Raw genomic sequence first — 19,716 nt, 5'->3', positions numbered from 1 at the left:
TTCATATAAAAAATAAATAAAGAAGGAAACATAATGCTAAATAAAGAACTTAAATATATAGAATAAATATATTAAGAAGGGGAGATTAATGTGAGTAATGAGTTAAAGAAAAGAAGTGAAGTAGATAAATCATTAACTTGGGATTTATCCCATATTTTCAAAACAGATGATGACTATGAGCAAACGTTAAATGAAGCTGTGGAAGGTTCTAAGGTAATAGAGAATAAATATAAAGGTAAGTTAAATAATGTAAATATTATTTTAAAATGTATAGAAGAATATGAACAGTTATATATAAAAGCATTGTTAACAGGGAGTTATGCTTCTTTAGCAGTTTCAGTGGATCAAACAGATGTTGATAATCAAACTAGATATAATAAAAATAATAGTATATTATCAGAATGTTTTAGTAGAATAACATTTATAGAAAGTGAATTAAAGGAGGTTGACGATAAGGTATTAGAAGAGGCTATAAATAATACCGACAAATATAAGGTTTATCTTGAGGATATAAAAAGAAGTAAACCCCATACATTACATCCAGAAGTGGAAAAGGCATTTGCTAGTCTATCTCCAGTATTAGATGCTCCATATAGCATATATAATCAAGCTAAGTTAGCTGACATGGATTTTGATAAATTTGATGTAAATGGAAAAGAGTATCCCCTTAGCTTTGTATTATTTGAAAACTCATATCAAGGAGATAAGGATACTAAGGTAAGAAGAGAGGCATTTGATGAATTTTCAAAAAAGATAAAAGAATATGAAAATACTATTGCCACTGCATATCAAACGCAAGTACAAAAAGAAAAAATTATGTCTAGTATGAAGAATTTTGACTCTGTATTTGACTATTTATTATTTGATCAGAAAGTAGATATGGAGTTATATAACAGACAGATTGATGTTATAATGGAGAAATTAGCCCCCCATATGAGAAAGTATGCAAAACTTATAAAAAGAATATATGGATTAGAAGAAATGACCTTTGCAGATCTAAAGGTATCTATAGATCCAGACTATGATCCTAAGGTGACTGTAGAAGAGTCTAAGAAGTATATAAAAGGTGCATTAGAAGTTATGGGTGAGGATTATCTTGATCTTGTTATGAGGTCTTATGATGAAAGATGGGTTGATTTTGCTCAAAATAAGGGTAAATCCACAGGGGGATTCTGTGCTACACCCTATGGAATACATCCATATATTTTACTTTCTTGGAATGGTCTTATGAGCGAAGTGTTTACTCTAGTACATGAGTTAGGACATGCAGGTCACTTCATGTTTTCCCAAAAACACAATAATCTTTTTAATGAATCACCATCACTATACTTTATTGAGGCACCATCTACAATAAATGAAATGCTTTTAACTAATTATTTAATAAAACAAGAAAATGATCCTAGATTTAAGAGATGGGTATTATCTTCTATGATTAGTAATACATACTATCATAACTTTGTAACCCATTTATTGGAAGCAGCATATCAACGGGAAGTGTATAGGATAATTGATGAAGGTGGCTCAGTTCATGCTAAAAAACTAAGTGAACTTAAGAAGGAAGTATTGGAAAAGTTCTGGGGAGATTCTGTAACTATAAATGAAGGGGCCGAACTTACTTGGATGAGACAGCCCCACTACTACATGGGACTTTATCCTTACACCTATAGTGCGGGACTAACGGTAGCTACAGAAGTAAGTCAGAGAATATTAAATGAAGGGGAAAAGGCTGTAGAGGATTGGAAAAATGTATTAAAGGCAGGAGGAACAAAGGCTCCTGTTGAACTTGCTAAAATGGCTGGAGTTGATATAACTACAGACAAACCTCTTTTAAATACCATAGAATACATTGGTGATATGGTAGATGAGATTATTAGATTGACCGAGGAGATAAATAAAAAATAAATATAAAAAGCTTGAGAAAGGAATTTCTCAGGCTTTTTATTAGGTTAATTATTTCTATGGTTGATTAATTGATTTTCTCCCATTTCAACTAGCCGTTTAGTCATATTACCACCTAAAGAACCTCCAATATGACCGTTGTTTCTAGAAGTCTTATTTCCCCCGTCGACATTTTCCTCATGTACTATACCGAGTTCATTGGCTATCTCAGCTTTCATTTCTTCTAAAGCTTTTCTAGCATTGGGATTAATAAACTTTTTTGACATTGAAAAACCTCCTTTCTATAATGTTATCTATATTCTTTCATAAATTGAGATTATAATACTAAATGAATCACGTAAGGGTAATAAAAAAATTGAATTTATTGACATAGGAATAATAATGTGTTATATAATAATTAGCACTCATTATTATAGAGTGCTAACTATTTTTTTTAGGTAACCTTCGAATGAATTCGAAGCTACTTATATCTAATCATAGGGGATAAACCTCGGTAATGTAGAGGGGAATTCATTCCCCAATTTTATGAAGGGAGAGAAACGCAATGAAAAAAGAATTTAAGACAGAATCAAAACGATTATTGGATATGATGATTAATTCTATTTATACCCATAAGGAGATTTTTTTAAGGGAGTTAATTTCCAATGCCAGTGATGCCATGGATAAAATGTATTATAAAGAGTTGACTGATGATTCATTAACGTTTAATAAAGAAAATTATTATATAAAAGTAACACCAAACAAAGAAAAAAGAATATTAAAGGTCTCTGATACAGGGATAGGTATGACAAAAGAGGAACTTGAAAATAATCTAGGAACTATTGCTAAAAGTGGGTCTTTAGCATTTAAAAGTGAAAATGAGATGAAAGATGGCCATGATATCATAGGACAATTTGGTGTTGGTTTTTACTCCGCATTTATGGTGTCTGAAGATGTAACTGTTATAACTAGACCTTTTGGCAGTGACAAAGGGTATAGATGGCATTCAGAAGGGGCAGAAGGATATACTATTAAAGAGTGTGATAAGGATTCCTTTGGAACAGATATTATATTAAAAATAAAAGAAAATACAGAAGATGAGAATTATGATGAGTATCTAGAGGAATATAAACTAAAATCCATTATAAAAAAATACTCTGACTTCATTAGTTATCCAATCAAAATGGATATAACTGAAAGCAAACTTAAAGAGGGAGCAGAAGATGAGTATGAAGATGTAACTGAAGAGAAAGTTATAAATAGTATGGTCCCAATATGGAAAAAGAATAAATCACAACTTACTGATGAAGACTATGAAAATTTCTATGCCGAAAAGCACTATGGATTTGATAAACCATTAAAGCATATACATATTAAAGCTGATGGTCTTGTAAGATATAATTCTATATTATTCATTCCTGAAAATATCCCATTTGATTATTATACAAAGGAGTATGAAAAGGGTCTAGAGCTATATTCAAATGGAGTATTAATAATGAATAAATGTCAAGATCTTCTTCCTGATTACTTTAGTTTTGTTAAGGGGATGGTGGATTCTGAAGATTTATCCCTTAATATATCTAGAGAAATGCTGCAACATGATAGACAGTTAAAAGTTATAGCTAAAAATATTAAGAAAAAAATTAAGAGCCAATTAGAAAAAATGCTAAAAAATGAAAGGGATAAATATGAGAAGTTCTATAAATCCTTTGGTAGACAGATAAAATATGGTGTATATGAAGAATTTGGGGCAAATAAAGATTTCTTAAAAGACCTATTAATGTATTATTCTTCTAAAGAAGAAAAAATGGTAACTCTAGATGAATATGTTTCAAGGATGGCTGAAGATCAAAAGTACATCTATTATGCTTCAGGGGAGTCAAAGGAAAGAATTGAAAAATTACCTCAAACTGAAATGGTATCGGAAAAAGGATATGAAATACTATACTTTACTGATGAAATAGATGAGTTTACTATAAAAATGTTAATGTCCTATAAAGACAAAGAATTTAAGTCCGTATCTAGTGGAGATTTAGGTATAGACTCTGAAGAAAACGAAAATAGCTCTGAGGGTAAAGATAAAGAGAGTAAAGAATTATTTGAAAAAATGAAGAATATACTAGATGGTAAAGTAAAAGAGGTTAGAGCATCAAAAAGATTAAAAAATCACCTTGTGTGTTTGGCTAATGATGGAGAGGTATCCATAGAAATGGAAAAAATATTAAAATCAATGCCCAATAATCAAGAAGTTCAAGCCGATAAAATATTAGAAATAAACGTTAATCATGAGGTGTTTAATTCATTAAAGGATGCCTATGAAAAGGATAATGACAAACTTAAATTATATACAGACTTATTGTATAATCAGGCATTATTAATTGAAGGGTTACCAATAGATGATCCTATAGAGTTTTCAAATAATATCTCTAAAATTATGAAATAAAGTTTATATACATTATTTTACAATATAATAAAAAACTGTTTAGGAATATATTCCTAAACAGTTTTTTATACTAAGAATAAATTATAAAATCAATAAGTTACACTGTATAGTATAAAAATGTTTGCCTGTCTTTTAGAATAATTGAGAGTAAGTTATAACTTGAAATTTATCATTATTTTCATATATAAATTTAATAATACTTTGAAAATCTTTTTTACTATAGCTTAAGTAATATTCATCATTATTATATTTAATTTTATTCAGAACAAGAATAAAGATATTATTCTTACTATAATCTTCTAAGAGTTTATCTTTTACTTCATTAACGGTTAGACTTGACAATAAGTGTATAGTAGTTACTGGTAAATATTGAATTTTTCTACTATTTAGAACAATTATATTATCTGATGTTCTGATATTACTATATCCAGAATTTTTAAGTTGGTAAATAAGGTAAGGATTAATTTCTCCATAAGGTACTACTATCATGTCACTAAATTTACCGAGGTATCTATTGTCCATCCATTGCTTTCCTTTATCAAAATCTAAAAGAAGTTCATTACATTTATCGTACATATTTTTTTTATGATAATATGACTGGTTTAATAAATTCCAACCTTCCAGATATAATGATGAGAGTTGTTGATAAGACAAATGCTCTTTATCATCAATCATAGATGGAATAATTGGTATGTTACCTTTATAATTATATTTATTCATTATTTTATAAACATCTCTATAAATACTTTTATGACCACCATCAAACATAAAGATAATTTTAGCTTTATCATTGCTAATGGTAGTTGGACTTTTAGGTTTTGTTTTATAGATACTAAGTTTCCTTGCTATATAAACATCTTTTCCCATATTTATCACTGTAACTATTGTTTTAGGATACATAAATATAGTTATAATTAAAGATAATATAATTATTTTTTTATTTAGTTTAATAAAAATCATCCCCTAGTCTTGAGTTAGACTAATCATTTTTTAACCTCTTGAAAGTTGCTTTTAAATTATAAGTTTCTGATAAATGTATCTTAGGACTTTTATTCTGGTAATCTTTATTACCTTCCCAGCCCACAAATGTAAAACCTGGATCTGGTATAGCCTCTAGGGTTATAGGAATATCTTTAAAATAAGTACCTTTCCATGGAATATTACTCTTTCTTATCTCTAGAGAATTAACTTTTATAAAACCACCTTCACTCATATTAATAGTTATATTACACAAATCTTTTAAATGGAAATATTCAATAATAAATTTTCTCATATAGTGAGGTCTTTTAATAGCAAAACTTTTTAAAACTTCTATTTCTTTTTTCCAGTTTTCAATAGTTTTATTATGCAGGTCCCACTTGTTAATATGAGTTTGTATATTAGGATAATAAATTTTCTGTAGCTTCTCAATTTTATCTAATACAACTTCAGTGGAATAAACAGTATTTAATCTATCTGCAAAGGTATTAATAAATTGATTTTTAAATTCACTATTTTTAAGTAGATTTCTTAATAACAGAGTAGACCATGGAGGATTAGGCCAATCAGGTCCATTCTCTTCAGTAGCTCTTTCTAGTGAATTATTTGTAGCTGCTTTATCACCTATAAATAGACCGAAACCATAGTCTAAATCAAATACAAGCCATCTCCAACGTCCGTCATGACCATAGGAGCTATTAGGTTCGTAAATGGGAGTTCTTTTACGCCATATACGAACATTATTACCAGGCCAATCTCTATTATCACAATAAATTTGTAAAATATTATATTCTATAAAATTATTTATATCGATTTGGGATTTTACAAAGTTATAATTGCTATCAACTTTTAGATCATATTTTTTTATATAATTAATTAATCGATTATAATGCATTTCATCTCCTGGAAAGCCTTCTTCTACTTCAACAGCTGTTCCACCGGTGGGGTTTTTTATTATGACTATATTATCGTTATCTATATTGTAGTAACTATTGATATAATTACTATCATAGGTTTCTCTAATATTATGAATCCCATAGTATTTTCCGTTTATATATACTATACAAGGGTTAGAATTTTGGGTGTCAAGTAGTTGGACTGGTTGTATTAAACTTTGAGTAAGAACATCTCTATATAAAGAGTGCTTACTATCAGTAGCAGAGGTTCTAAGAAGTATTTTTGAGAACTGAGTAATTTGACTATTGTTAATCTTATTTCTACATCCTTTATCAAAAAAATTATAATTAAAATAATCTGTATCATCATAGTTTTTATCAGCAGATAATGATAAAGATTTTAGTTTATTAAACCTTGAATATCCTCCATGAATTCTAACACCTATATTCTGACTTAATTTTAAATTTCCCTTTTCATCAAAGAGATTTATAACTCCTTGTCTCTCCCAGTTTTTACCTCTTTGGTTATAATTAGCAGGTGAGGTTTGATCTATATTTTCATTTAGATTGTTAACTCTCCATTTATAAAAAGTTTTTCCTAGAACATAAATTCCTTTTTCGTAGCTAAATAGATTTTTGGGGTCTGTTACTAAAGAAACAATAGGAGTATTGTATTTGTTATAAATATTTTTATTAATAAAATAGCTATGGGTTATAACTTTACTCTTAGGATAACCTTTTTTGTAAATTCTTGCTCTGACTATAGTAGCTGAGTTATCCTTTGATGGAATTAATATAGGTTTAGTATATATATTTGAATTTTTTGTAGGAATGGAACCATTTAAAGTATAATAAATTTTAGCACTAGAATCCTTTGTTTTTAAAATTAAACTAAAGCTATTTTTATAAAAACCGCTGTTATGGGAAAACTCAGGAGGAAATAATCTTTCGTCCCAAAAGTTTTTTACTAAAGGTTCAATTATATTAGTCTTATTTGGAGTACCTTCATCGAATCTATATAGTTTTAAACTTCCGTCAGGTTTTCTTCCATAGGAGATATTATCTATCATAGTTTTAAGAAGGAATATATGGCTCCAATGATTAGTGGGGTCTGTAAGAACTATTACACTATCACTATTTTTCAATTTAAAATTAGTATGTAAGGACATATCTTTTTTACTTATATTTTTTGCCGATGCCCAAACTAAGCAAAAAGACTTGGGATTTATTACTTTGTTAGGAAATCTTCATAAAAAAGGCTGGGTGGGGTCATTTGATAGTCCAAAACCATCTAGATTTATTGGATTGTTTCCTTTGTTGTAAATTTCAATCCACCCCTCAAAATCTCCCTCTTCATCTCTTATACTATTTCTGTTATTTATCATTACTTCATTAATAACTAAACTATACTTTGGAGATTCCTTTATATTATTAAATGTAAATATATGTTTTTTAAATCCTAAGTAAAAAATAATAGATATACATAAAAATAAGAATATAATTCTTGGAGATTTTACCTTTTTCATTATTTCACCCTCTTAAACTAAAATTATCCACTTACTTCTCCGTTATAGGATACAATATGAACTTCTTCTATATTTTCAATTGACTTAAGAGATTTTATTAATAAATCTTCTTCGATTGATTTCAATTTTATTTCATAAGTTATTTCCACAAAAAAATCTTTGGTCATTTTCATACGTAATTTGGAAGGTATTTTATATTCCCCTAATATATCTGATACATCTTTAGATTCAATATTACTTCCCCTTAATATTAATAAATAACAATAATCAAAGTAAATAGTTTTATTAAATATTAATAACAGGAGGGCCAAAATTATACTTCCAATAATAGCTATAATAAATTTATGAGTTCCAGCTGATAAACCAACTGCAATAGCCCAAAACAGGAAACCAATATCTCTAGGCTCTTTAATAGCAGTACGGAAACGTATAATAGAAAGGGAACCAACCATACCTAGAGATAGGGCTAAGTTATTTTCTATTAACATCATAATAATGGCAGTTATTATACAAACCATAACTATTGTTATATTAAAATTCTGTGAATAGGTAACACCAGAAAAAGTCTTTTTATATACGAAATATATAAATAAAGCCAATATAGTAGTGATTACTATATTAAAAATAATATTGTTAATAGTAAAAGAGTTTGTGCCGTTAAGTAAGGTAAATAAACTTTCTTGCTCAATTAAACTATTCATAATAGTTCTCTCCTTTTTATTTTTTTAATATGTTTCGTCCTAGACAATATTTACTTATTTGGGATCTTTGAATTTCAAAGTTGGATAATACTTTCTGTAAAGATATAGGTAGTATATTGTTGTATTTAACTTCTAATATAGATATGGGGTTGTTAAACATTGGAAACATTTGTATATCTTTTTTGAAAAAATCATAGGAGCTAAATGATGCATAAAGATTTTTATCTAAAGTAATTCTAATATTTTCAAAAGGATATATATAAGCCTCTCTATCATAATCTATAATAACTTTAGGATTATAAAAATTTCTATGCATAAAGAAAAATACTTTATTTGTTATAGTTTCATTATATTTAAGTAAGGGAAAAGAACTGCCCTTAATAAGGTTACAAGCATCTTCTTTAGATATAGAGGCAGTTTCTTTTAAAATGTAATTATCATATTTATTTTTAATTTCTAGTTTTACAGTAGATGAATTTGTGTCATATGAACGTAGTCTTATTTTTTTTCTAATATTATGACCTATGATTTTTTCATAATAGGCTCCATTGTCCATAGTGTCAAAATAAAGACTTCTAATCCAATAGAAACCTTTTTCTTTACAATGGCTATCTATTTGCATGTATTCTTTTAAAAATAATCTTAATTCAGAGATTTGTTTTTTATTAATGAAATATTTTATTTCATGTCTAAATACTTTTTTCTCATTTTTCATTTCTAATCCTCCGAAATACTATAATTTATAACAATTATTTGTTCTAGTGACTTTATTCCAACTTGTATTATTAAAGAAATAGGTAATTGTCCCATTTATAAAATAGAATATCCTTAGGATTTGAAAAAAGAATATATCTAATATAATCATAAAATAGAGTTTTTTAGTTTTTAAAGTTGGTACATTTTTCTGTGCGGCCCTAATAGCTATGACAGAAGAGAATATATTAAATATTACAGTACTTAAGTAATAATAAATTGTATGTAGGGGATAACCATATGCTAGCTTTGCAAATATTAAAATAATATTAAATATAAATACTATAGTGGCAATAGAATTACTTAATAAAGCATCTATAATAATATAAAAGCATACATTAGTTTTAAAAATATTTTTAAATAAAAAATTACTATTACTAAAAATAGCATCAATAAAACCTTTTTGCCACCGAATTCGTTGTTTAGTTAGTTCACTTAGGTTTTCAGGACATTCAGTATAACAAATGGCATTTTTATTAAAAATTAATTTTTTATTATGTTCTTTTGCATATTCTTGAAACTTTAAAGTTATATCAATGTCTTCTCCTAAACCTTTTTTAAAGCCACCTACTTCTAAAATCACACTTTTTTTAAATACACCAAAGGCACCTGAAATTATACTTAGGGCATTATTATAGGCAAGGGATGATTTATATATATAAAAGCCTTTTATGTAATCCAAAGCTTGCATTAAGACTACTTTTTTTAGTTTAGTATCTAGTTTAGATAACTGCATAATATGAACAACTCCCCCTGATGCAATCACATTTGGATCATCAAATACTTTGTTCATGCTTATTAAAGCGTTTTTTTCCAAGACACAATCGGCATCCATAGTTACAATAAGCTCTTTTGTAGAATAAGATGTGCCTATATTTAAACTATTAGCTTTTCCACTATTTACTTTATCGATCATATAGATAAAGGGATAGGTATTTGATTTATATATTCCTTTTATTTCATTAGACAACAAACATGACCCATTAATTTCTAATAAAGATAAATTTAGTGAATCACATAATATATTGAAGGTGTTATCTTCTGAACCATCGTTAATAAAGATTATTTCTAGATCATCATAGTTAATTTCCATTAAACCATTTAATGTATGCTTTAATATAAGTTCCTCATTATAACAAGGTATTAAAACAGAGATACTTTTTTGTTCAGTACTATGTAAAATATCAAAATTTTTAAATTTACAGGAGCTTATTAGGTGGTATATAGAAAAGAATGTACTTGTAAAAATAATTAAATAAAATAGCATAGTTTAATACCTACTTTCTTTAAATAATGGTTTTATACTTGTAGAAGTAACTTTAAATTTATTGGGGAAAACTGTGTCATTGTCAGGATTTCCGGGCCAGACTCCTCCAATAGCTTGATTTATTATTATATACATGTATTTATTAGGAACTCCTTTTTTCGAAGTATAAACTTCTTTATCATCTATGTACCAAGTGATAGATGTTGGGTCCCAACTTAAAGCTACGGAATATTGGGACTTTATGGGAACCTTATATTTAAAATGGTCAGACCCTTGAATATCATCCTCAGTAAAGTGGATTACTCCATAAAAGATATGGGGTTCGCTGCCTATCATTTCGAATAAATCCACTTCTGGAAGGGAGCTTCCATCATTAGGAAGAAACCATATAGCTGGGAAAAGGCCTTTTCCTTTAGAAATTTCAATATTAAACTTGAAATAACCATACTTATATGCAGTAGTACTTTCCACAAGCCCCGATGTATAAAGTTTGCTTCCTTTAGTCTCTTTTTTTGAAGTAATTTCAATAGTGTTATCTTCTATTATTACATTAGACTTAGAATAAAATTGTAATTCATTATTATAACTGTCTTTTCTTTTTATAGCCTTCCAGCACTTTAGAGTAGGTTTTTTATTATCTAAATTTTCTGGAGTATTAGAGTTAATAACTTCTTTGGAATTAGGGTTAGTTATAATATTTGAATTATTAATTTTCATCATATTTACAGTTTTATTTTTCTGCTGAGACATTTTTATTTTTCGTAAAGTATTTTTTAGTTCCATATAGGATATAAATAATATAAAAAATAAAATCATTATAATTAGAGTTTTTTTAAAGTTTATTTTTTTCATAGGAGACTCCTTATACAAATGTAGTAAAATATTAATCATATATATATTTATGGAATATATTTTTGAGTTATTACTATTTGTACAAAGATAATTTTACGATAGGTAAAATTATAATGAGACAAAAGCCAACAATATATGGATTTTTATAAATTTTTAATTCCCTATAAGGTTTTAAATACAATATTATACAGTATAAAGAGTTAGGAGTGATAAGATGTATATAAATCCATATATGTACTATTTATATATGCCACAGGAGAATTATAGTATTACAGTAAATAGAGCAGCAAGAACCCTTACATTATATAAAAATGGTCAGTGGTACAAATCATACCCTATAGCAGTAGGAAAACCATCTACACCTACGCCGAGGGGGACATTTAAGATTACAGTGAAGAGTATAAATCCTGGGGGCCCTTTTGGGGCAAGATGGATGCAGTTTAAACCTCACTACGGTATACACGGGACTAATAATCCTTCTTCCATAGGAAAAGCTGTGTCAGGTGGATGTGTTCGAATGTATAATGAAGATGTAATAGAACTTTATAGTATAGTACCTATAGGAACCACTGTGAAAATTATATAACTAATAAATAACCCTTTAAGTTTTAAAGGGGTTATTTATTAGTTATATGCTCTATATATCCTATGTATATCTTTTACTTTAGCTAGTTATAATAAAGTTATATTGCTAGGAAAAGGTGATGTCATGAAAAACAATGTTATAAATATTTTACTACTAACCTTTATTATATTTTTATTTTTAGGGTACTTTATAGCTACGAATTTTGCCTTTAATAATAATATAATGGAGCAATTAGAAATGGCAAAAAAATATACAGAAGGTGAGAATTGGGATAAGGTTTTAGATGTAACTAGGAATATTGAAAAGTCTTGGAATAAACAGAAATATTTGGTAATGCTTAACTTTGCTGAAGCAGAGTTTGCAGTTTTTGAAAATCATCTGAGTTATATAATTGGAGGAGCTAAGGGCAAACAAATGGACACGACTTTAAGTCATATATTAGCAGCTCAAGATCTATGGAAAAACACTAAGAAACTTGTTCCAGAGCCCTAAGGAGGGATATTGTGGAAATACTGATATACATATTAAGGTGTATTATTATGTTAGTAGTAACATGGACAGGAGTAAGACTTATAGGCAAAAAGTCCATAGCAGAAATGACATCTTATGATTTAGCAGCAATAATGTTGTTAACAACAGTTGCAGCGGAACCTTTAGTTTATAAGATATCATCTAAGGCTACGGTAGGGGTGTTTGCTTTGGTAATATGCACTTTAGGAATAGGACATTTATCCCTTAAAAAATTTTTTTATAACATAGATACAAAACCTGCAATAGTTGTTGTGGAAGGGAAAATAATAGAAAAGGAATTAAAAAAAGCTCGTATGAATTTACCTCTTTTGATGTCAGAACTTAGAATAAAAGGATATCAAAATTTATCAGATATTAAGTATGCAATAATAGAACCCAGTGGTAAGATGTCGGTTATACCTAAATCTCAAGCAAGTCCTATTACACCTAAGGAAATGGGAATACCTACTGCACCTGTAAACTTGAGTTTTCCCCTTATTATAGATGGAGAAGTAGATAATAAAAATCTTAACTTTCTCAAAAAGGATAGGAAGTGGTTATTAAATCAACTTAAAGCTTTTCAAGTAGGGGACTTCAATGAAGTTCTACTGGCTCAATATGATTCTTCAGGGCAATTATTTGTAAATGTAAAAAATAGGGAAATGGAAACCCCTAATATATTCTAATATTTTTGTAAATATTGTAGATACTATTTTTGAAAACTAATAAAAGGAGAGATGTTATTATGACTACAATAAATAAGTTAGAAAAGGCCCTAGCAAGTGCTAAAGGGTTATCGGCAGACTTAAAAACATTTTCAATGGATACTAACGACCAGAATGCAAAGCAAATGTTTAATATGCTTTCTACAAATGCAGAAAATATGGCTCAGATGTTGCAAAATAGAGTTAATTATGTCAAAAGCGAAGAGCCCCAATATAACCAGCCCCAATAGAATAATGTCCAAAAATTAGTATTTATAAAAACATACATATGAGGTGAAAAATATCTGTATTTTAAAATACAGATATTTTTTATTTTAAATAATACTTAAATCAATTACTTTTCTATAGCATAATTTAAAGATTATAATTGGGTTTATTTAAGGTTAAATTCTTGTTAAGATTTAGATAATAGTTACTATTAATTGATGTATAATATAATTATATAGGTTAAAGTGTAGTTTAGAGTAAAAGGAGGGGTATATTGAACAATATAACCAGATTTATAAATGAAATATTCATTGATGCTAGAAAAGGTATTAGAGGGTACATTAAGTCTCAACTAATATTGATGGCAATAACCTTTGGAATACTTACGATGGGTTTTATAGTTATAGGAGTACCACTGCCTATATTGGTAGCTCTAGGAATATCAATAATTGATATAATCCCAGTTGTAGGAAGTGGCATTATTATGATACCTTGGTCTATTATTAGTTTTATATTTGGAAATGGAGATATGGGACTTAATATAGCTATACTTTATGTGGGATTAACTATTTTTAGACAAATAATAGAACCTAAAATCACAGGAGATCAAATAGGGATACGTCCTCTTTATACCTTTGGTATAACTGTCTTGGGATCTATAATATTAGGACCTTTAGGGATAATAATGGCTCCTATAATAGCTATTATTATAAATTCAATATATAAGGTTAAAAATAACTGGGGCAATGAAGAAAGAAGGTGAAAATAATATGTGTGGAAGATATCAGTTAAATGTTAAATTAGAATCAATACTTTTTAGATATGATATACCTAAAACAGTATTATCTTTTTATCCCAAAACTGAAGTTTTTCCATCTAATGAGGCACCTGTGATTTTAAGAGAAGATAATAAAAAATTTAAAATGCTAAAATGGGGTTTTAAACCTTCTTTTACAAATAAATTATTGATAAATGCAAGAAGTGAAAGTGTTGATATTAAATCCAGTTTCAAAGATGCCTTTAAGACCAAAAGATGTTTAATACCAGCAAATAGTTTTTTTGAATGGAAAAATGTCGATGGAGAAAAAGTAAAATATAAGATTTCATTAAGAAATAAAGATATCTTTTCTATGGCAGGTATATATAATAGTTTTATAAACAAAGCTGGAGAGAGATTTGACTCGTTTGTCATATTGACTACATCGTCAAATGAAGCTATGAAGGATATACATAGTAGAATGCCAGTAATCATAGATAAAAATAATGAAGATATCTGGCTTGATAATAGCATTCAGGATTTAGCTAAACTAAAGAAACTATTAAAACCTTGGGAAAAAGGATTAGTTTTAAACAGACAAGATAGTGAACAATTAAAACTCTTTTAAAATTAGCTATAACATTATAAATATTAAAAAGATAAAGAAGGGGAGATTTTATGCCAGCATTATTTGCTTTAATCTTATGGATAATAGGATTATTTATTTTATATGTGATAATTAAATATGCTGTTAAAAACGGCATTAAAGAAGCAAAGGAAGACATAATGGATGAATTTATGGTGGAACTTGGAAAAACAATAGAAACTTATGTTAAAAGGACAAGGGAGGAGTAATATGGAGGAAAATAAAGTTAATATAGTTCATTTAGGTCATAGTAGTTTTTTAATTGAAACCAAAGAAAATATTTTAATATTTGATTATTATGATGATAAACCCGATGTTAAAAAAAGGACTTTAGAGAATGGTGTGGTATCTGGAGAAAAACTTAAAACTGATAAAAATATTTTTGTTTTTGTGACCCACAGTCATAGTGACCACTATAATCCTATTATATTTAAATGGAAAGAAACAAATCCCAATATAAGATATATTTTAAGTAATGATATAAAAGACGAAGTAGATAGTAACAAATATAAATATATGAATCCATATGAGATAACTAAAATAGATGAAATAGAAATTAAAACATATGGGTCAACGGATAAAGGGGTTTCTTTTTTAGTTAAAGTAGATGGACTTAACATATTCCATTCAGGGGATTTAAACTGGTGGCATTGGAAAAGTTTCTCTAAAGAAGAATTAGAAGTAGAGGAAAGGGATTACAAAAATGAAATAAACAAGGTTATGGAGAACAATATAGATATTGCCTTTGTTCCTGTGGATCCAAGGCTTGAGGAATTTTATTATTTAGCAGCAGAACATTTTATAGAGGAGATAAAGCCTAAACTAATGGTTCCTATGCATTTTGGAGATGATTTTAACATATGTAATAAACTTATAAATAAAATAGGAGAAAGATCCACTCAGATTGCTGATATTACTCATGTAGGCAAAGAAATTAGTTTTACTACTAAATGAATATCTTTGTTTTAACTTTTCAGCACGAAATAATCTTTTGAATAATATAATAGAGTGTAGAGAAATACCTAGTATCTAGTGTTTTATATGATTTTAGGAGGGATACTAATGGCGGGAATAAATAGTCGAGATGTTCTGTTAGTTATATCATCTATGTTGTTTATTATATTTGTATTGGGATTGGCACAAACAGAGGGAACAGCGGATGAACCAATAATTATTGGATAGTATTGATTGAAGATGACATTTATTAAAAGTGGCTTTGGAGGGGGTATAGTGGGCTCAGATAATCATATTGATTCATTGGCAAAGCGTTTAATAAAACAGTTAGGTTTATCTGAAGACATAGATAATTTAGATAATAAAAAAGATAATAAAGATGGATCTAAGAAAAAATCTTGTATAAATTTATCTGCTTCAAACCTATTAGTTATAGCTGGACTTTTATCAGGAGCTTTAACAGTGGATTCATTATTGGTGGATGCAAGACAGGAAATTCAGATTGTCCTTACAGGTTCATTGAAACAAAAGACAGAGTTGGAAAAAATGATGGATCAAATAGGAACCATGCCCTTTGATGAAGTTGTTAAAGCCATAGTAGGTAGATTTTAATAGGAATATATTATTTGGACAAGAACTTAATACTAAAATAAATGGTAATCTATGTTAGATAAGATTATCATTTATTTAGAATTTAGATTAGGAATACACTATCGTATACAATTATTGTGGATAGATAAAAAACATGATAATATTATAATAAGTGATAGAAAATGGAGTGATTAATATGGAATATTTGGCTAGAATATTTCTCTACATAGGTATAATATTGGGAGGATTATTTTTTATATCTATAATTAAGTTCTATTTTTATAGAAGAAGACAAATAGATAAGATAAAAGTTGTGGAATTTATAATAGATAGTGATAAAACATCATCCACTTATAATATACATAAAAGTATTTTTTCTAATAAAAAAGTTAAATATGTTAATGAGTTATTAAAGGAACTTGAATCAGAAAATTTAGTTAAAAAAGTAAATATGGGTATATCAAATGGTGAAAATGGAATTTGGGAATATATTAAATAAAAAAATTATATGAGATATATGTAGGGACTGAATATATTCAGTCCCTACATATATTTATTATCTCACCAGCTCCCTGCTCTTTCTACCGTGCACTCTGCATAGAACAAAGTCGCCTTTGTTTTATAAAAAACTATTCTATAAATCTATTAATAGTATTGACAAGAATATCGATATGATTTAGTGTTACTATTGGAGTTATTAATAAAATAAGTACTATAAAATAGGAGGTTATTAGGGATTAGATGTTTACTAAAAATTATAGACCAATAGATGAGACAATTTGGCAAGGAAGAATTGACAGTGAATCAAATTTTGAAGCCTTTAGGTGGCATCAATGGGTTAAAAAAATAGATTTAACTAAGGAAGGTTTAGAGGTAGATACTGGTAAATTAGGATTCGCTATTATGGGATTTTGCTGTGACAAAGGTGTTAAATTTAATAAAGGCAGAACAGGAGCAATAGAAGCCCCTACAAATATAAGGAAGAAATTAGCTAATTTACCTTGTAGCTTTACAAAGGATGTTAAGTTATATGATGCAGGCGATATAATATGTGAAGATTGTACTTTAGAAGAGAGTCAAGAACTTCTTTCTAAGGCAGTGGATAAAGTTTTAAGTTTAAATCTTTTTCCAATTGTCTTAGGCGGGGGCCATGAAATTGCCTTTGGACATTATAATGGAATATTAAATTATTTAAGTAAAGAAAATAACAGGCCTAACATCGGTATAATAAATTTTGATGCCCACTTTGATTTAAGACCCTATCCTAAAGGGGGCAATTCAGGGACTATGTTTAGACAGATTGCAGATATATGTAAGGAGCGGGAACTAAATTACTCTTACTTTTGCTTTGGTGTCCAACCCCATAGCAATACGGTTGATTTATTTAATACGGCAAATAAATTAGATGTTCAGTATATACTGGCAGAGGATGTGGTAGGAAGTAATGATTTTACCATATTAGAAAAATTAGATTATTTTATAAAGAAGCAGGAGCATCTTTATGTGACAATATGTTCAGATGTTTTTTCCTCAGTATTTGCTCCTGGTGTAAGTGCAATAGAGCCATTGGGATTAGAACCAGATAAGGTTTTAAAGTTTTTAAAATATATCTTAAGGTCTGGTAAAGTCATAAGTTTCGATATAGCGGAGGTATCTCCTAGATTTGATCAAGATCATACAACATCAAAGTTGGCATCAATAATAATATTTAATACAATAAATGCAATAACTAAAAATCATAACCTATATGTTTAATTTAATAAATTAAATAGTGGGATGCTAATATTCTCAGATAGCTGAAACTAATAAAACCAAGGAAATTTTAATTTCCTTGGTTTTATTAGTTTACTTTTAATTTTTCTTTAGGACTACTAAGTAGAAATTTTGTGTATCTTATTAAAACATATAAAACAATAAAAACAGTAAATAATTCTTCAAATTTCACAATATACTTTAATATTCCAATTCCGTTACCACTACTATTTAAAAAAGCATTTGTTTTTTTTATTGCAATGGCACTGATTACAAATGGAAATGTAAAAGCGGAATAACTGGGATAGAATTTTAACTTTAACATTTTAGGCATATATAATAAAACAGAAAAGGTCATAATCAAAGCTAAAACTGTTAGAAAATTAACCATAAGCATATTCTTATTCCCGAATGAACTCATATAGCCTGCTAAACAAAGACTTGCAGGGGCAGCTATTATGGTTATAGTTGGAATGACAGGTTCCTTTATACCTTTAATAACTAAAACTCTATAAAGAACTATAGGAAGTAAGATTAAATAGGATATAAAACCAAACCAAAAAAGAGACTTTCCTATAGCAAATAAACCATATGCTGGAGCAGTAACACTACCTACTACAATACCCACATAAACTACAAAATAACTTGCAAATACTTTGTTAATATTAAATTTAAATATAAACTTTCTTGTAAACATAAGTATAAGGAAGCAATGAATTATTAATCCTAAAACCCAAACACTCTTTCCAACAACTACAGAATAGGGTTTAATATAGGTAGATAAAATCATTATACCCATAGAAAAAGTTGGGGCTACACTGGCCATAACAGGATTAGTCAAAGCCTTTGAAATGGATTTAAAGTCAGTAAATATCTTAGCTATAAGAAGTAATGCTATTATAGCAGATAAAACTCCAAATATATTTCTGTAAATAGATCCATAGGATAGCACCAAATTACCAGTAGCAGCTAAAGCCAGCATTAGACCAGCTATAGGTACTGGAACTTTTTTAATTATATTTCCCATTTTTAAACCTCCGTTATTCATCTGTATTTACAAGGTCTAGTTCTCTAACTATTATTTCTGCTGCTTTTTGTGCTATTTCACCAGTGAATGATATACATTGAGATTTGTGCTCTCCTGATCCCATGTCCATACCTTTAGTATGAATCTTACAACATAAAACACCGTTGTGATTATCTTTAAAACTTTGCTGTAATTCATTAGCTAATTCTAAAGTCTTTTGAACCTTTGGGTCCCCCCCTTTAGTTCTACCAAAGAAATAACCAATTGATATTATTCCTCCGGATACAGCACCGCAGACACACTTTGATTTACCTATACCTACTGGAAAGCCAGATGCCATTGCTATCATTTCATCGGGCATATCAAGTTCAAAGTTATTCTTTATCGAGCTGACTATCGCCTCTGAACAGTAGAAGTCACCTCTTCTAAAAGCTTCCTCTGCATCACGTCTAATTTTTTTTATACTCACTTCTTTTTTCAACATAATTCCTCCTTTTTTTCGCACTTATCTAATTTATAACACACTTTTTAAAAATATAGAAATAGATTTTATTAATAGACTTTTAAAAATGATAAAAATAGTCTATAGTAAATAAATGTAATAGTATTTAAAGAAAACTCAATTTAAATAATAACAAATTATTAAAAAGTACCATATTAATGTATA

The 19,716-nt window shown here is 28.2% G+C and carries 23 protein-coding genes; 13 read left to right on the top strand and 10 right to left on the bottom strand.

What is annotated here, in order from left to right; all coding sequences use genetic code 11:
- The first annotated feature begins 90 nt into the window (after nucleotides 1-90).
- Nucleotides 91-1,902, top strand: coding sequence for an oligoendopeptidase F (pepF, locus tag V6137_RS03490; RefSeq protein WP_425446490.1), 1,812 nt, complete (start codon nucleotides 91-93; stop codon nucleotides 1,900-1,902).
- Nucleotides 1,903-1,946: 44 nt separating this feature from the next.
- On the opposite strand, the gene V6137_RS03485 is transcribed toward pepF, so the two are convergent.
- The gene (locus V6137_RS03485) at nucleotides 1,947-2,165 is read right to left on the bottom strand and encodes an alpha/beta-type small acid-soluble spore protein (protein ID WP_425446489.1); all 219 of its coding nucleotides are present in this window, start codon (nucleotides 2,163-2,165) and stop codon (nucleotides 1,947-1,949) included.
- Nucleotides 2,166-2,443: 278 nt separating this feature from the next.
- On the opposite strand from V6137_RS03485, the gene htpG reads away from it, so the two are divergent.
- Nucleotides 2,444-4,321, top strand: coding sequence for a molecular chaperone HtpG (gene htpG / locus V6137_RS03480; protein ID WP_425446488.1), 1,878 nt, complete (start codon nucleotides 2,444-2,446; stop codon nucleotides 4,319-4,321).
- 132 nt (nucleotides 4,322-4,453) lie between these two features.
- Here the strand turns inward: htpG and V6137_RS03475 are convergent, their stop codons facing one another.
- The 7 genes from V6137_RS03475 to V6137_RS03445 all read right to left on the bottom strand — a co-directional run bounded on the left by V6137_RS03475 (nucleotide 4,454) and on the right by V6137_RS03445 (nucleotide 11,294).
- Nucleotides 4,454-5,281 carry a polysaccharide deacetylase family protein gene (locus V6137_RS03475; RefSeq protein WP_425446487.1) on the bottom strand — a complete coding sequence of 276 codons (828 nt, stop codon included), beginning with the start codon at nucleotides 5,279-5,281 and terminating at the stop codon, nucleotides 4,454-4,456.
- Nucleotides 5,282-5,300: 19 nt separating this feature from the next.
- Complete coding sequence (locus tag V6137_RS03470; RefSeq protein ID WP_425446486.1) at nucleotides 5,301-7,340, bottom strand: CotH kinase family protein; 2,040 nt, start codon at nucleotides 7,338-7,340, stop codon at nucleotides 5,301-5,303.
- A 102-nt stretch (nucleotides 7,341-7,442) separates the two neighbouring features.
- Nucleotides 7,443-7,721 carry a lamin tail domain-containing protein gene (locus V6137_RS03465; protein ID WP_425446485.1) on the bottom strand — a complete coding sequence of 93 codons (279 nt, stop codon included), beginning with the start codon at nucleotides 7,719-7,721 and terminating at the stop codon, nucleotides 7,443-7,445.
- Between the two features lie 23 nt (nucleotides 7,722-7,744).
- A complete protein-coding gene (locus V6137_RS03460) occupies nucleotides 7,745-8,422 on the bottom strand; it encodes a DUF4956 domain-containing protein (RefSeq protein WP_425446484.1) in 678 nt (225 codons plus the stop codon).
- Between the two features lie 16 nt (nucleotides 8,423-8,438).
- Nucleotides 8,439-9,137 (bottom strand): polyphosphate polymerase domain-containing protein, encoded by a 699-nt coding sequence (locus V6137_RS03455; protein ID WP_425446483.1) that lies wholly within the window; start codon nucleotides 9,135-9,137, stop codon nucleotides 8,439-8,441.
- A gap of 18 nt (nucleotides 9,138-9,155) precedes the next feature.
- Nucleotides 9,156-10,442, bottom strand: coding sequence for a glycosyltransferase family 2 protein (locus V6137_RS03450; protein ID WP_425446482.1), 1,287 nt, complete (start codon nucleotides 10,440-10,442; stop codon nucleotides 9,156-9,158).
- A gap of 3 nt (nucleotides 10,443-10,445) precedes the next feature.
- A complete protein-coding gene (locus tag V6137_RS03445; RefSeq protein WP_425446481.1) occupies nucleotides 10,446-11,294 on the bottom strand; it encodes a glycoside hydrolase family 16 protein in 849 nt (282 codons plus the stop codon).
- Between the two features lie 214 nt (nucleotides 11,295-11,508).
- Between V6137_RS03445 and V6137_RS03440 the strand changes: the two genes are divergently transcribed.
- The 11 genes from V6137_RS03440 to hutG all read left to right on the top strand — a co-directional run bounded on the left by V6137_RS03440 (nucleotide 11,509) and on the right by hutG (nucleotide 18,025).
- A complete protein-coding gene (locus tag V6137_RS03440) occupies nucleotides 11,509-11,880 on the top strand; it encodes a L,D-transpeptidase (protein WP_425446480.1) in 372 nt (123 codons plus the stop codon).
- 123 nt (nucleotides 11,881-12,003) lie between these two features.
- Nucleotides 12,004-12,372, top strand: a complete 369-nt coding sequence (locus tag V6137_RS03435) for a hypothetical protein (protein ID WP_425446479.1) — start codon at nucleotides 12,004-12,006, stop codon at nucleotides 12,370-12,372.
- Between the two features lie 11 nt (nucleotides 12,373-12,383).
- Nucleotides 12,384-13,076, top strand: coding sequence for a DUF421 domain-containing protein (locus tag V6137_RS03430; protein ID WP_425446478.1), 693 nt, complete (start codon nucleotides 12,384-12,386; stop codon nucleotides 13,074-13,076).
- Between the two features lie 59 nt (nucleotides 13,077-13,135).
- The gene (locus V6137_RS03425; protein ID WP_425446477.1) at nucleotides 13,136-13,345 is read left to right on the top strand and encodes a DUF1657 domain-containing protein; all 210 of its coding nucleotides are present in this window, start codon (nucleotides 13,136-13,138) and stop codon (nucleotides 13,343-13,345) included.
- A gap of 251 nt (nucleotides 13,346-13,596) precedes the next feature.
- Complete coding sequence (locus tag V6137_RS03420) at nucleotides 13,597-14,085, top strand: AI-2E family transporter (protein WP_425446476.1); 489 nt, start codon at nucleotides 13,597-13,599, stop codon at nucleotides 14,083-14,085.
- Complete coding sequence (locus tag V6137_RS03415; RefSeq protein ID WP_425446475.1) at nucleotides 14,069-14,707, top strand: SOS response-associated peptidase; 639 nt, start codon at nucleotides 14,069-14,071, stop codon at nucleotides 14,705-14,707. Before V6137_RS03420 ends, V6137_RS03415 begins: the two co-directional genes overlap by 17 nt.
- A 50-nt stretch (nucleotides 14,708-14,757) precedes the next feature.
- A complete protein-coding gene (locus tag V6137_RS03410) occupies nucleotides 14,758-14,934 on the top strand; it encodes a DUF6019 family protein (protein WP_425446474.1) in 177 nt (58 codons plus the stop codon).
- 1 nt (nucleotide 14,935) lies between these two features.
- A complete protein-coding gene (locus V6137_RS03405; RefSeq protein WP_425446473.1) occupies nucleotides 14,936-15,679 on the top strand; it encodes an MBL fold metallo-hydrolase in 744 nt (247 codons plus the stop codon).
- Nucleotides 15,680-15,955: 276 nt separating this feature from the next.
- Nucleotides 15,956-16,291, top strand: a complete 336-nt coding sequence (locus tag V6137_RS03400; RefSeq protein WP_425446472.1) for a hypothetical protein — start codon at nucleotides 15,956-15,958, stop codon at nucleotides 16,289-16,291.
- 151 nt (nucleotides 16,292-16,442) lie between these two features.
- Entirely contained in the window at nucleotides 16,443-16,769 is a 327-nt protein-coding gene (locus V6137_RS03395) for a hypothetical protein (RefSeq protein WP_425446471.1), read from the top strand.
- 242 nt (nucleotides 16,770-17,011) lie between these two features.
- Entirely contained in the window at nucleotides 17,012-18,025 is a 1,014-nt protein-coding gene (gene hutG, locus V6137_RS03390; RefSeq protein ID WP_425446470.1) for a formimidoylglutamase, read from the top strand.
- Nucleotides 18,026-18,110: 85 nt separating this feature from the next.
- Here hutG and V6137_RS03385 read toward each other — a convergent pair whose 3' ends face one another.
- Nucleotides 18,111-19,049, bottom strand: a complete 939-nt coding sequence (locus V6137_RS03385) for a TDT family transporter (protein WP_425446469.1) — start codon at nucleotides 19,047-19,049, stop codon at nucleotides 18,111-18,113.
- 13 nt (nucleotides 19,050-19,062) lie between these two features.
- Nucleotides 19,063-19,530, bottom strand: a complete 468-nt coding sequence (locus V6137_RS03380; protein ID WP_425446468.1) for a C-GCAxxG-C-C family (seleno)protein — start codon at nucleotides 19,528-19,530, stop codon at nucleotides 19,063-19,065.
- Nucleotides 19,531-19,716 lie beyond the last annotated feature (186 nt).

Origin of the sequence: Dethiothermospora halolimnae, from assembly GCF_037577855.1 — a bacterium.
Taxonomy (GTDB): Bacteria; Bacillota; Clostridia; order Tissierellales; family VENL01; genus Dethiothermospora; species Dethiothermospora halolimnae.
Note: the sequence above shows the minus strand (reverse complement) of the source record. Positions and strands in the feature narration are given on the sequence as shown.

Bases quoted from the DNA above. Each gene is read 5' to 3' on its own strand.
- V6137_RS03485 (WP_425446489.1), bottom strand. From the start codon at position 2,165: ATGTCAAAAAAGTTTATTAATCCCAATGCTAGAAAAGCTTTAGAAGAA.
- htpG (WP_425446488.1), top strand. From the start codon at position 2,444: ATGAAAAAAGAATTTAAGACAGAATCAAAACGATTATTGGATATGATG.
- V6137_RS03475 (WP_425446487.1), bottom strand. From the start codon at position 5,281: ATGATTTTTATTAAACTAAATAAAAAAATAATTATATTATCTTTAATT.
- V6137_RS03465 (WP_425446485.1), bottom strand. From the start codon at position 7,721: ATGAAAAAGGTAAAATCTCCAAGAATTATATTCTTATTTTTATGTATA.
- V6137_RS03460 (WP_425446484.1), bottom strand. From the start codon at position 8,422: ATGAATAGTTTAATTGAGCAAGAAAGTTTATTTACCTTACTTAACGGC.
- V6137_RS03455 (WP_425446483.1), bottom strand. From the start codon at position 9,137: ATGAAAAATGAGAAAAAAGTATTTAGACATGAAATAAAATATTTCATT.
- V6137_RS03450 (WP_425446482.1), bottom strand. From the start codon at position 10,442: ATGCTATTTTATTTAATTATTTTTACAAGTACATTCTTTTCTATATAC.
- V6137_RS03445 (WP_425446481.1), bottom strand. From the start codon at position 11,294: ATGAAAAAAATAAACTTTAAAAAAACTCTAATTATAATGATTTTATTT.
- V6137_RS03440 (WP_425446480.1), top strand. From the start codon at position 11,509: ATGTATATAAATCCATATATGTACTATTTATATATGCCACAGGAGAAT.
- V6137_RS03435 (WP_425446479.1), top strand. From the start codon at position 12,004: ATGAAAAACAATGTTATAAATATTTTACTACTAACCTTTATTATATTT.
- V6137_RS03425 (WP_425446477.1), top strand. From the start codon at position 13,136: ATGACTACAATAAATAAGTTAGAAAAGGCCCTAGCAAGTGCTAAAGGG.
- V6137_RS03415 (WP_425446475.1), top strand. From the start codon at position 14,069: ATGAAGAAAGAAGGTGAAAATAATATGTGTGGAAGATATCAGTTAAAT.
- V6137_RS03410 (WP_425446474.1), top strand. From the start codon at position 14,758: ATGCCAGCATTATTTGCTTTAATCTTATGGATAATAGGATTATTTATT.
- V6137_RS03405 (WP_425446473.1), top strand. From the start codon at position 14,936: ATGGAGGAAAATAAAGTTAATATAGTTCATTTAGGTCATAGTAGTTTT.
- hutG (WP_425446470.1), top strand. From the start codon at position 17,012: ATGTTTACTAAAAATTATAGACCAATAGATGAGACAATTTGGCAAGGA.
- V6137_RS03385 (WP_425446469.1), bottom strand. From the start codon at position 19,049: ATGGGAAATATAATTAAAAAAGTTCCAGTACCTATAGCTGGTCTAATG.